Source organism: Streptomyces sp. NPDC005761, from assembly GCF_040630635.1.
Classification (GTDB): domain Bacteria; phylum Actinomycetota; class Actinomycetes; order Streptomycetales; family Streptomycetaceae; genus Streptomyces.
Genome location: NZ_JBEXXX010000023.1, coordinates 25,607 through 37,246 on the forward strand (window position 1 = coordinate 25,607; position 11,640 = coordinate 37,246).

Annotated in this window: 12 protein-coding genes; 4 read left to right on the forward strand and 8 right to left on the reverse strand. The window is 71.1% G+C overall.

Features of this window, described 5'->3' with window-relative positions; all coding sequences use genetic code 11:
* Nucleotides 1-113: 113 nt before the first annotated feature.
* Together ABZ434_RS21290 and ABZ434_RS21295 are read right to left on the reverse strand one after the other, a co-directional pair.
* Nucleotides 114-938: a purine-nucleoside phosphorylase gene (locus ABZ434_RS21290; protein ID WP_359138984.1), complete on the reverse strand. Its 825-nt coding sequence runs from the start codon at nucleotides 936-938 to the stop codon at nucleotides 114-116.
* Nucleotides 939-1,073: 135 nt separating this feature from the next.
* A complete protein-coding gene (locus tag ABZ434_RS21295) occupies nucleotides 1,074-1,511 on the reverse strand; it encodes a gamma-glutamylcyclotransferase (protein WP_359138987.1) in 438 nt (145 codons plus the stop codon).
* Nucleotides 1,512-1,763: 252 nt separating this feature from the next.
* Here ABZ434_RS21295 and ABZ434_RS21300 point away from each other — a divergent pair, with 252 nt between their 5' ends.
* Together ABZ434_RS21300 and ABZ434_RS21305 are read left to right on the forward strand one after the other, a co-directional pair.
* The gene (locus tag ABZ434_RS21300) at nucleotides 1,764-3,203 is read left to right on the forward strand and encodes an NAD(P)H-quinone dehydrogenase (protein ID WP_359138990.1); all 1,440 of its coding nucleotides are present in this window, start codon (nucleotides 1,764-1,766) and stop codon (nucleotides 3,201-3,203) included.
* Nucleotides 3,204-3,400: 197 nt separating this feature from the next.
* On the forward strand, nucleotides 3,401-4,348 hold the full coding sequence (locus tag ABZ434_RS21305) for a DeoR/GlpR family DNA-binding transcription regulator (RefSeq protein ID WP_359138993.1): 948 nt from the start codon (nucleotides 3,401-3,403) through the stop codon (nucleotides 4,346-4,348).
* 51 nt (nucleotides 4,349-4,399) lie between these two features.
* On the opposite strand, the gene ABZ434_RS21310 is transcribed toward ABZ434_RS21305, so the two are convergent.
* Nucleotides 4,400-5,011: a helix-turn-helix domain-containing protein gene (locus ABZ434_RS21310; RefSeq protein WP_359138996.1), complete on the reverse strand. Its 612-nt coding sequence runs from the start codon at nucleotides 5,009-5,011 to the stop codon at nucleotides 4,400-4,402.
* A 172-nt stretch (nucleotides 5,012-5,183) separates the two neighbouring features.
* Nucleotides 5,184-6,938: a biotin carboxylase N-terminal domain-containing protein gene (locus ABZ434_RS21315; RefSeq protein ID WP_359138999.1), complete on the reverse strand. Its 1,755-nt coding sequence runs from the start codon at nucleotides 6,936-6,938 to the stop codon at nucleotides 5,184-5,186.
* Nucleotides 6,939-7,331: 393 nt separating this feature from the next.
* Here ABZ434_RS21315 and ABZ434_RS21320 point away from each other — a divergent pair, with 393 nt between their 5' ends.
* Nucleotides 7,332-7,787, forward strand: a complete 456-nt coding sequence (locus ABZ434_RS21320; protein WP_359139002.1) for a hypothetical protein — start codon at nucleotides 7,332-7,334, stop codon at nucleotides 7,785-7,787.
* A 10-nt stretch (nucleotides 7,788-7,797) separates the two neighbouring features.
* Here ABZ434_RS21320 and ABZ434_RS21325 read toward each other — a convergent pair whose 3' ends face one another.
* From ABZ434_RS21325 to ABZ434_RS21340, 4 genes are all read right to left on the reverse strand, one after another.
* Nucleotides 7,798-8,415: a nucleoside triphosphate pyrophosphatase gene (locus ABZ434_RS21325; protein WP_359139005.1), complete on the reverse strand. Its 618-nt coding sequence runs from the start codon at nucleotides 8,413-8,415 to the stop codon at nucleotides 7,798-7,800.
* 25 nt (nucleotides 8,416-8,440) lie between these two features.
* A complete protein-coding gene (locus ABZ434_RS21330; protein WP_359078709.1) occupies nucleotides 8,441-8,569 on the reverse strand; it encodes a hypothetical protein in 129 nt (42 codons plus the stop codon).
* A gap of 142 nt (nucleotides 8,570-8,711) precedes the next feature.
* Complete coding sequence (locus tag ABZ434_RS21335; RefSeq protein ID WP_219570237.1) at nucleotides 8,712-8,918, reverse strand: acyl-CoA carboxylase epsilon subunit; 207 nt, start codon at nucleotides 8,916-8,918, stop codon at nucleotides 8,712-8,714.
* A 14-nt stretch (nucleotides 8,919-8,932) separates the two neighbouring features.
* A complete protein-coding gene (locus ABZ434_RS21340; protein ID WP_359139009.1) occupies nucleotides 8,933-10,516 on the reverse strand; it encodes an acyl-CoA carboxylase subunit beta in 1,584 nt (527 codons plus the stop codon).
* A gap of 156 nt (nucleotides 10,517-10,672) precedes the next feature.
* Here ABZ434_RS21340 and ABZ434_RS21345 point away from each other — a divergent pair, with 156 nt between their 5' ends.
* Entirely contained in the window at nucleotides 10,673-11,575 is a 903-nt protein-coding gene (locus ABZ434_RS21345) for a biotin--[acetyl-CoA-carboxylase] ligase (protein ID WP_359139012.1), read from the forward strand.
* Nucleotides 11,576-11,640 lie beyond the last annotated feature (65 nt).

An 11,640-nucleotide genomic window follows, 5' to 3' on the forward strand; every position in this document is an offset into this window, starting at 1 on the left:
GCCTGATCCCCTGCCCGCCCCTTCCCGTAACCGTGGCCGCGCCCCTCGAAGGCCGGCGAGGCCGGTTCCGTCGGCGTTCGGGGGGCGGGGCCACGGGGGCGGCCGGTGCCGGGTCAGATGCGTTCCAGGACCCTGGCCAGCAGTGCGCCCATCCGGGTCGCCGAGTCACGCCCCGCCTGCAGTACCTCTTCGTGGTTCAGCGGCTCTCCGCTGAGGCCTGCCGCCAGGTTCGTCACCAGGGAGATGCCCAGCACCTCCGCGCCCGCCTCCCGGGCCGCGATGGCCTCCAGCACGGTGGACATCCCGACGAGGTCGCCGCCCATCACGCGGACCATGTTGATCTCGGCCGGGGTCTCGTAGTGCGGGCCGGGGAACTGCACGTACACGCCCTCTTCGAGGGTCTCGTCGATCTCCTTGCACAGCGCCCGCAGCCGCGGGGAGTACAGGTCGGTCAGGTCGACGAAGTTGGCGCCGATGATCGGCGACGCGGCCGTGAGGTTGATGTGGTCGCTGATCAGGACCGGCTGTCCGGGGCGCATGCCCTCGCGGAGTCCGCCGCAGCCGTTCGTCAGCACGATGGTCTTGCAGCCCGCGGCGACGGCGGTGCGCACCCCGTGCGACACGGCGGCGACTCCGCGGCCCTCGTAGAAGTGGGTCCGGCCCAGGAAGACCAGGGCGCGCTTCTCGCCGATGCGGTACGAGCGGATCGTGCCGCCGTGGCCCTCGACCGCGGGGGCGGGGAATCCGGGCAGGTCCGTGACCGGGAACTCTGCCTCCGGGATGCCGAGCGCATCTCCGGCCGGCGCCCAGCCGGAGCCCATCACGAGGGCGACGTCGTGGGTCTCGGCACCGGTCAGCTCGCGCAGGCGGGCGGCGGCGTCGGCGGCGGCGGCGTGCGGGTCGCCCTGGATGTGGTCCGGAATAACTGATGCGTTCACGCGGATGAGCGTAACCGCTGAATCCCTACGCGCGTAGATGCTCCTGCACAGAGTCTTGTCGCGTTCGTTTGTGCGTTCCCACAGCGAGCTGCCGGAGATTCCGGGAAAGGGCAGATCAGGGCTGGTTCCCCGCGCTCAGCAGGGGCGCTTGCGGAGTTCCATCACATAGTCGTGCGGCGCACCCGCGGAATCGGCCGCGTCGGCCACCTCGCCCAGGTAACGGGCCGAGGGCAGCCCGCCCTCGTACCCGTTCAGCACATACATCCAGGCCGGCTCCTCGCCGTCCAGGGTGTGCACCCGGATCCGCATGCGGCGGTAGATGTCCAGGCCGACGCCCTCCCAGCGGTCCATGGAGTCCTCGTCCATCGGCGCCAGGTCGTACAGCGCCACGAACACCTGGGAGCGCGGCGCCTCGACCACCGTGGCCAGCGCGCCCTCCCAGCCCATCTGCTCGCCGCCGAACGTCAGCCGCCAGCCGTTCAGCCAGCCGGTGCCGCGCAACGGGGAGTGCGGTGCGCGGCGCGTCATCAGCCGCGCGTCGAGGTTGCCGGCGTACGCGGCGTAGAGCGACATGGGATCGAGGGTACGGGAGGTGACACCGGGAGCGTCGATTCCTGGGAGGAACAACCCCGCCCGGGGCGGCGGATCCACCGGCCGCTTACGTGTGCCGGGGCGCCCCGGCACACGTATGGAGGGCCCCGGGGCGAAGCACCTTGGCGCGTGCGGGACAATGAAGTACGTACTGCATTCCCCCGGGGCGGCCCCCCGGACCCCCGGCCGGGACAGCAGACGGCCGAGGGACGAGAAACGCGAGGCGGACTTTTCGTGACCCGGATCGTGATCATCGGCGGCGGACCCGGCGGGTACGAGGCGGCATTGGTGGGCGCCCAGCTCGGTGCGGAGGTGACCGTCGTCGACTGTGACGGCCTCGGCGGCGCGTCCGTGCTCACCGACTGCGTGCCCTCGAAGACCCTGATCGCGACGGCAGAGGTGATGACCACCTTCGACTCCTCGTACGAGGAGCTCGGCATCATCGTCGCGGACGACACGCCCCACATGGAGCAGGCGGCGCGTGTGGTCGGCGTCGACCTGGGCAAGGTCAACCGACGGGTGAAGCGCCTGGCGCTCGCCCAGTCCCACGACATCACCGCCTCCGTCACCCGTGCGGGCGCCAGGGTGATGCGCGGGCGCGGCCGTCTGGAGGGCCTCCAGGCCGCCGACGGCTCGCGCCAGGTCGTCGTCACCGCGGCCGACGGCACGGAGGAGACACTCACCGCCGACGCCGTGCTGATCGCCACCGGCGGTCACCCCCGCGAGATCCCGGACGCGCTCCCCGACGGCGAGCGGATCCTGAACTGGACCCAGGTCTACGACCTCGACGAGCTCCCCGACGAACTCATCGTGGTCGGCTCCGGTGTCACCGGCGCCGAGTTCGCCGGTGCCTACCAGGCACTCGGCTCCCGCGTCACCCTCGTCTCGTCCCGGGACCGGGTGCTGCCGGGCGAGGACCCCGACGCGGCGGCCGTCCTGGAGGACGTCTTCCGGCGCCGCGGCATGAACGTGATGGCCCGCTCCCGTGCCCAGTCCGCCAAGCGGGTCGGCGACCGGGTCGAGGTGACGCTCGCCGACGGCAGGGTCATCACCGGCTCGCACTGCCTGATGGCGGTCGGCGCGATCCCGAACAGCGCGGGCATGGGCCTGGAGGAGGCCGGGGTACGGCTCAAGGACTCGGGCCACATCTGGACCGACAAGGTCTCCCGCACCAGCGCGCCGGGCGTCTACGCGGCCGGTGACGTCACCGGGATCTTCGCGCTCGCCTCCGTCGCCGCCATGCAGGGCCGGATCGCGATGTACCACTTCCTCGGCGACGCGGTGGCCCCGCTGAACCTGAAGACGGTCTCCTCGAACGTCTTCACCGACCCCGAGATCGCGACGGTCGGCTACAGCCAGGCGGACGTCGACGGCGGCAAGATCGACGCCCGGGTCGTCAAGCTCCCGCTGCTGCGCAACCCGCGCGCCAAGATGCAGGGCATCCGGGACGGCTTCGTCAAGATCTTCTGCCGCCCCGGCACCGGCATCGTGGTGGGCGGCTGCGTGGTCGCACCGAAGGCGAGCGAGCTGATCCACCCCATCTCGATCGCGGTCGACAACAATCTGACCGTGGAACAGATCGCAAACGCCTTCACTGTGTATCCGTCCCTGTCGGGATCGATCGCGGAAGTGGCCCGGCAGTTGCACACCCGGAAGCAAGCGGGCGAGGCGTAGCCGGCTGCCGGGGAGCCGGGGAAACCGGCATTCCCCGGCAACCCCCGGCAACTCAGGCGGTCCGCCGGCCGCCGTTCGATCAGTACGGAACAACAACGGGGCCGCCTATACCACTTGGTGGCCCCTTGTATGTACAACTTCTGTTATTCGGCGCAAACAGCTGAAAACGCTCGGGCGGTCACGTTACTGTCAGTTTTGTGTTCGCTGCAGAACGTCGTCAGTTGATCCTCGAAATGGTGCGCGCCAACGGGGCGGTATCGCTCCGTGAGCTCGCCCGCGTCGTCCAGACCTCCGAAGTGACCGTACGGCGGGACGTGCGGGCACTGGAGGCAGAAGGACTCCTCGACCGCCGGCACGGCGGTGCGGTCTTGCCGGGCGGTTTTACGCGGGAGTCCGGCTTTCCGCAGAAATCCCATCTCGCCACCGCGGAGAAAACGGCCATCGCCGACCTGGCCGCCGGCCTCGTCGAAGAAGGCGAGGCCATCGTGGTCGGCGCCGGTACGACCACGCAGGAGCTGGCCCGCCGGCTCGCGCGGGTCCCCGGTCTGACCGTGGTCACCAACTCACTGCTGGTCGCCCAGGCGTTGGCCCATGCCAACCGGGTGGAAGTGGTGATGACCGGGGGCACCCTGCGCGGTTCCAACTACGCCCTGGTGGGCAGTGGGGCCGAGCAGTCGCTCCAGGGGCTGCGGGTCTCGCGCGCCTTCCTGTCCGGGAGCGGGCTCACCGCCGAACGCGGACTCTCCACGTCCAACATGCTCTCCGCGAGCGTGGACCGGGCGCTGGTGCAGGCCGCGGGGGAGGTGGTGGTCCTCGCGGACCACACCAAGCTCGGCGCCGACACCATGTTCCAGACCGTGCCGACGGATCTCATCACCCGGCTGGTGACGGACGAACCGGCAGCGCACGACGACCGTGCGGCCGCGGAGCTGCAGGCCCTGGCGGATCAGGGCGTGCAGATCGCGGTGGCGGGCGCCGGAGGGGCATCCGCCTCGGCCGACACCGCGCCACCGGGCCGGGGTGCCCGTCGCGACATGCCCCTGCCGGGGCAGCGCCGGACGCATGCGCAGCAGTTGCGGGGGGCGGTGCTGGCGGATCCGGGACAGGGGGACCGGGCAAGAGTGGCGGATCTGCGCCGCCGCTGACCGGGCGCCACGGGTGCGGGCTCCGGGGGCGCCGCCCCCGTACCCCGCTTCTCAAGCGCCGGAGGCGCCGGAACAGCTCAACCCACGCAGCGTCAGCGTCAGCAGCCGCCCCGCCAGCTCCGGATCGTCCGGGGACTGCTCCGCGGCCAGCGCGATGGCGTTCGTCAGCTGCATGAGGTCGTCGATGGACACCTCGGCCCGCACCGCCCCGCTCGACTGCGCCCGGGCCAGCAGCACCGAACCCGCCTCGCGCAACGGCACATTGCACGGCGACAGGGCCGATGTCTCGTCCCGGCACGTCGACATGAGTGCCTGGGCCAGCCCCCGGTACTCACCCGCATGAGTGATGAGCGCGCCCAGCCACTCCACCAGGCCGGTGCAGGGCTGCTCGGCCCCGGCCAGTTCGCGGGAGCGGGCGATCAGGGAGGCGACCGCCTCCTGGAAGACCGCGCTCATCAGCGCGTGCCGGGTGGGGAAGTGCCGGTACAGCGTGCCGATGCCCACGCCCGCCCGTCGCGCGACGTCCTCCAGGGAGGCGTCGGTGCCGTGCTCGGCGAAGGAGTCACGGGCCTCGGTCAGCAGCCGCTCGTAGTTGCGGCGCGCGTCGGCGCGCATGGGCCGTTCCGGCGTGCGGACCGGTGTCCGTGCCGTACTCATCGCCATAGCGCAGTCCTCCCTGTGTCCGCCCTGGGGTCCAGGATGCCATCGCGCAACCGGAGGTGCCCTCCGTAACGCCGGAAGTGCCGGGCCGGGCCCCGCAATGACCGGCGCCCCGGTCACGTCGTGCGACATGAGCGGGGCGCCGGTGGAACAGGTGGAACGGATGCCGTGCGGATCAGTCCTTGATCTCGCAGATGACGGCACCGGAGGAGACCGAGCTGCCGACCTCGGCGGCCAGGCCCTTGATCGTGCCGGCGCGGTGGGCGTTGAGCGGCTGCTCCATCTTCATGGCCTCGAGGACGACGATCAGATCGCCCTCCTTGACCTCCTGGCCCTCCTCCACCGCGATCTTCACGATCGTGCCCTGCATCGGGGAGGCGAGGGTGTCGCCGGAGACGGCCGAGCCGGACTTCTTCGCCGCACGGCGCTTGGGCTTGGCGCCCGCCGCGAGACCGGTACGGGCCAGGCTCATGCCCAGCGACGACGGCAGGGAGACCTCGAGGCGCTTGCCGCCGACCTCGACGACGACCGTCTCGCGGCCGGACTCCTCGTCCGCCTCCGCGTCGGCCGGAGCGGCGAACGGCTTGATCTCGTTGACGAACTCCGTCTCGATCCAGCGGGTGTGGATGCGGAACGGGTCGGACGTGAACGCCGGGTCGGCGACGACCGCGCGGTGGAAGGTGAGGGCGGTCGCCATGCCCTCGACGTTGAACTCGGCCAGCGCACGGGCCGCGCGCTGGAGCGCCTGCTGACGCGTCGCGCCGGTCACGATCAGCTTGGCGAGCAGGGAGTCCCAGGCCGGGCCGATGACCGAGCCGGACTCGACGCCCGCGTCGAGGCGGACACCGGGGCCGCTCGGAGGCGCGAAGACGGTGACGGTGCCGGGAGCGGGCAGGAAGCCGCGGCCCGGGTCCTCGCCGTTGATCCGGAACTCGAAGGAGTGACCGCGCATCTCCGGGTCGCCGTAGCCGAGCTCCTCGCCGTCGGCGATGCGGAACATCTCGCGCACGAGGTCGATTCCGGTGACCTCCTCGGTGACCGGGTGCTCCACCTGGAGGCGGGTGTTGACCTCCAGGAAGGAGATCGTGCCGTCCACGCCGACCAGGAACTCGACCGTGCCGGCGCCGACGTAGCCGGCCTCCTTCAGGATCGCCTTGGAGGCCGCGTACAGCTCCGCGTTCTGCGCCTCGGAGAGGAAAGGCGCGGGCGCCTCCTCGACCAGCTTCTGGTGGCGGCGCTGGAGCGAGCAGTCACGGGTGGAGACGACGACCACGTTGCCGTGGGTGTCGGCGAGGCACTGGGTCTCCACGTGCCGCGGCTTGTCGAGGTAGCGCTCCACGAAGCACTCCCCGCGCCCGAACGCGGCGACGGCCTCACGGACCGCGGAGTCGTACAGCTCCGGGATCTCCTCCAGCGTGCGCGCGACCTTCAGCCCGCGCCCGCCACCGCCGAACGCGGCCTTGATCGCGATCGGCAGCCCGTGCTCCTCGGCGAAGGCGACGACCTCGGCCGAGCCCTCGACCGGGTCCGGCGTGCCCGCGACGAGCGGGGCGCCGGCGCGCTGGGCGATGTGGCGGGCGGCGACCTTGTCGCCGAGGTCCCTGATCGCCTGCGGCGGCGGGCCGATCCACGTGAGACCGGCGTCGAGCACGGCCTGGGCGAACTCGGCGTTCTCCGAGAGGAAGCCGTAACCCGGGTGGATCGCGTCCGCCCCGGAGTCCTTGGCCGCCTGGAGCACCTTGGCCATGTCCAGATAGCTGGCGGCCGGGGTGTCACCGCCCAGGGCGAATGCCTCGTCGGCCGCACGCACATGCAGAGCGTCGCGGTCCGGGTCTGCGTAGACGGCCACGCTCCCGATTCCCGCGTCCCGGCAAGCTCGGGCAACACGGACAGCAATTTCGCCACGGTTGGCGATGAGCACCTTGCGCACGATGGCTCCCTCCTTGAAACAAGCTGAGTTTAGGGACAACCGACACGGTCCTACGACCCGTCCCCATTGGTGAGCTTGCCCACACGGAGTGTGATTCGAGGCTTGCTCGAGTCGCGAAATCCCTTGTGGCACCACGGTACGCCGGGAACCATGACCGCACAGTAGCCACGAGGTGTGGTCCAGGTCTCTGTCGGCACGGCCACCGACTCCCGGTGTTTCTTTGTGGACTTCCTACTAAGCGTCGGGTGATTCTTTGCCCGACGCACTTGAGCGCGCACAAGGGGGGCGTGAACCCGGCGCGTGCGGTGGTGCGATGGGGGTGCCGAACCCCTTGTCCGGAGCATTACCCGTTAGTAGGGTCCGCGCTATCGCACGTACTGCAGGTAACAGGGGGTGAGCGCCGTGGTGCGCAGGCCGGTGGCTTTCATAGCCGCGCTCGTGCTGTTCGCGGAAGCCGTGGGCATCGTGATCATCAACGTGGTCCTGGGAACGGTCGTGAAGAACCAGGACATGTCCCTGGCCGGCACCGATCCCGGCGTCATGTCCAAGGGGACCTGGGTGCTGGGCGGTGTCTCGGGACTGTTCCTGGTGCTGTGCGGCGTGCTGCTCCTGATGGCCGGCATCCGTGACCGGGCACCGGGCCGTACCGCCCGGATCCTGCTCATCAGCTGCGCCGTCGTCCACGGCGTGCTGGGTGCGCTGACGGTCGGCCTCGTGGGCTGGTCGGCGTTCGTCCTCATGATGGTGGTGCTCGGGCTGATCGTGCTGACCCTGGTGGCGTACGGGCCCGCGGACGAGGAACCGGTCGCCGCCGAGCCCGAGAAGCCGGTCGCCCCGGCCCCCGCCTGAACCGGGTCCCTCAGACCCAGAGGTCGGTGACCTGGATCCCGAGCTCGCCCAGCAGCCGTCGCAGCAACGGCAGCGAGAGCCCGATGACATTGCCGGGGTCACCGTCGATGGAGTCCACGAACGGCGCCGAGCGCCCGTCGAGGGTGAAGGCGCCCGCGACGTGCAGCGGCTCCCCGGAGGCCACGTAGGCGGCGATCTCGGCGTCCGAGGGCTCACCGAAGCGGACCGTTGTGGACGCGGTCGCGGCGGCGGTGCGCCCGCTCGCGGTGTCGGTCAGGCAGTGGCCGGTCCGCAGGACCCCGGAACGCCCCCGCATGGACTTCCAGCGGGCCGTGGCCTCCTCGGCGTCGGCCGGCTTGCCGAGCGCCTCACCGTCCAGTTCGAGCACCGAGTCGCAGCCGATGACCAGCGCCCCCGCGACCTGCGGCAGCCCGGCCACGACCTCGGCCTTGGCCCGCGCCAGGACGAGTGCGAGCTCGGCCGGCGTCGGGGCGCTCAGCGCGTCCTCGTCGACGCCGCTGACGATCACCTCGGGCGCGAACCCGGCCTGCCGCAGCAGACCCAGACGCGCGGGTGATTGCGAGGCGAGCACGAGCCGGCGGCGAACGGGATCAGTCATGGGCGCCATCGTACGAGGCGGGTGGGCGTGGCCCTCACCGCGTCCCGAGCACGATCATCGCGACCACCATGGCGAGCGCGAGCACCAGCCCCGCGCGCCGCATCATGTCCTGGGCGTCGCGCAGTTCCTTCGGCGGCTTGTTCTCGGGGTCGGACCACAACATGATCCGATCCTGCTGCGGGTCGCGCCGCCGCGCCTGAGTACCCGTACTCACCCGCCCTGGTGCGAACGGACCAGATCCTTCCGGTACGTGCCGGAGGCCCGGACCCCCGCAGGGAATCCGGGCCTCCGGCAACGCTCCGTGACTAACCGGGCCAGTACGTACGCGCCCAGGCGCGCGGTCCCGGCAGATGGCGTCCCCGCCGGGCCAGCCGACCCGGGTCGGACCACTGCGCGGGCAGTTCCGGCGCACCGGACGAGACGGCGGACGCCGCGGCGGCGCGCGCCCGGACCACCGCCAGGGCGGCGGCCAGTTCCTCCGGGGTCGGGTTGCCCCGTACGACCTTGATCATGGCCAGGACCCTTTCTAGAGGGGGATGTTGCCGTGCTTCTTCGGGGGCAGCGACTCGCGCTTGGTCCGCAGCTGCCGCAGCCCCTTCACCACCTGTGCCCGGGTCTCGTGCGGCATGATCACCCCGTCGACGTAGCCGCGCTCGGCCGCCACGTACGGGTTGAGGAGCGCGTCCTCGTAGTCCGCCATCAGCTCGGCGCGGGTCGCCTCCTGATCCTCGGCGGCGGCGATCGTGCGGCGGTGAAGGATGTTGACGGCGCCCTGCGCGCCCATGACGGCGATCTGGGCGGTCGGCCAGGCGACGTTGATGTCGGCGCCCAGGTGCTTGGAGCCCATGACGTCGTACGCGCCGCCGAACGCCTTGCGGGTGATCACCGTGATCAGCGGGACGGTCGCCTCCGCGTACGCGTAGATCAGCTTGGCGCCGCGGCGGATGATGCCGCCGTACTCCTGGTCGACACCCGGCAGGAAGCCCGGGACGTCGACGAACGTCAGCACGGGCACGTTGAAGGCGTCACACGTGCGGACGAACCGTGCGGCCTTCTCGCTCGCGTTGATGTCGAGGCAACCGGCGAACTGCATCGGCTGGTTGGCGACGACGCCGACCGGGTAACCCTCCACCCGGCCGAAGCCGGTGAGGATGTTCGGCGCGAACAGGGCCTGGGTCTCCAGGAATTCGCCGTCGTCCAGCACGTGCTCGATCGCGGTGTGCATGTCGTACGGCTGGTTCGCCGAGTCCGGGATGAGCGTGTCCAGCTCGCGGTCCTCGTCGCTGACCGCCAGGTCCGCCTCCTCCGGGAAGGCCGGGGCCTCGGAGAGGTTGTTCGACGGCAGGTACGACAGCAGCGACTTGACGTACTCGATGGCGTCCTTCTCGTCACCCGCCAGGTGGTGCGCCACACCCGAGGTGGTGTTGTGCGTGCGGGCGCCGCCGAGCTCCTCGAAGCCCACGTCCTCGCCGGTGACCGTCTTGATGACGTCGGGTCCGGTGATGAACATGTGCGAGGTCTGGTCGACCATGACCGTGAAGTCGGTGATCGCGGGGGAGTAGACCGCGCCGCCGGCGCACGGGCCGACGATCAGGGAGATCTGCGGGACGACACCCGAGGCGTGCACGTTGCGGCGGAAGATCTCCGCGAAGAGGCCCAGCGCCGCGACACCTTCCTGGATGCGGGCGCCGCCGCCGTCGTTGATGCCGATGACCGGACAGCCGGTCTTCAGCGCGAAGTCCATCACCTTGACGATCTTCTCACCGTAGACCTCGCCGAGCGAGCCGCCGAAGATGGTGAAGTCCTGCGAGTACACGCAGACGGGGCGGCCGTCGACGGTGCCGTACCCGGTGACGACACCGTCGCCGTACGGCCGGTTCTTCTCGATGCCGAAGTTCGTCGAGCGGTGCCGGGCGAATTCGTCCAGCTCCACGAACGAACCCTCGTCGAGCAGGAGATCGACGCGCTCGCGTGCGGTCAACTTGCCCTTCGCGTGCTGCTTCTCCACCGCACGTGCGGAGCCCGCGTGGGTCGCCTCGTCGATACGGCGCTGCAGGTCCGCGAGCTTGCCCGCGGTGGTGTGGATGTCGATCTCTTCCGGCTCGGACATCGGGTGGCGGCTCCCTGCCTGGTCACGGGGACGACTGTGCTGCTGATCAGCGGATGAACGGCTGACGGCCCGCAGCGCTGACGGCTACTGACCCGTAGCGTATCGGCGCGGATACGGTTCGGCAGTGCGTCGTTTGACACACCTAGGGTGGCTTGCATGACACCTCCGGATGCGCCACAGAGCCGTTGGTCGGACCTGGACCGGCCGCCCCTGAACGTCCCCGCGCTGCGCCGCGGACTGCTGCGGCCGGGCGGCCTGTGGACCGCCCTCGACGTCGTCGACAGCACCGGCTCCACCAACTCCGACCTCGCGGCGCGCGCCGCCTCCCTCACCGAAGGCACCGTCCTGGTCGCCGAGGAGCAGACCGCGGGCCGGGGCCGCCTGGACCGCACCTGGACGGCTCCGGCCCGCTCCGGCCTGTTCTTCTCCGTCTATCTGACGCCGCTCGGCGTGCCGGTACAGCGCTGGGGCTGGCTGCCGCTCCTCGCCGGGGTCGCCGCGGCGACCGGTCTCGCGCGGTCGGCGGGCGTCGACACGGCCCTGAAGTGGCCCAATGACCTGCTGGTCACCATCCCCGAGGACTCCGGCCGGCTCCGCCCGGGGGAGACCCCGTCCGGGGAGGAGCGCAAGACGGGCGGCATCCTCGCCGAGCGGGCCGGCGACGGCGTCGTCATCGGAATCGGCCTCAACGTCTCCCTGCGGGCCGACGAACTGCCCGCCCCCACCGCTGCCTCCCTCGCCCTCGCCGGAGCGGTCTCCACCGACCGGGAAACGCTGCTCAGGGGCGTGCTGCGTTCACTGGAGCAGTGGTATGGGCAGTGGCGCGCGGCCGACGGCGACGCGGCCGCCAGTGGGCTGCAGGAGGCGTACGCGGCGGGCTGCGCGACGCTCGGCCGGACGGTACGTGCCCAGCTGCCCGGAGACCGCACGATCACCGGCGAGGCGGTGGCGATCGACGGGGACGGCCGACTGGTCCTGTCCTCGGACGACGGCCTGCGCGAACCGGTCTCCGCGGGTGACATCGTGCACCTTCGCGGGGCGGCGGGCGGACTCACCTGAGAGGCTGTGGAGTGGGCCCGGGCCCACACGGCCTCCGGGCCGCGCCCGCGTCGTACGCCTCGACC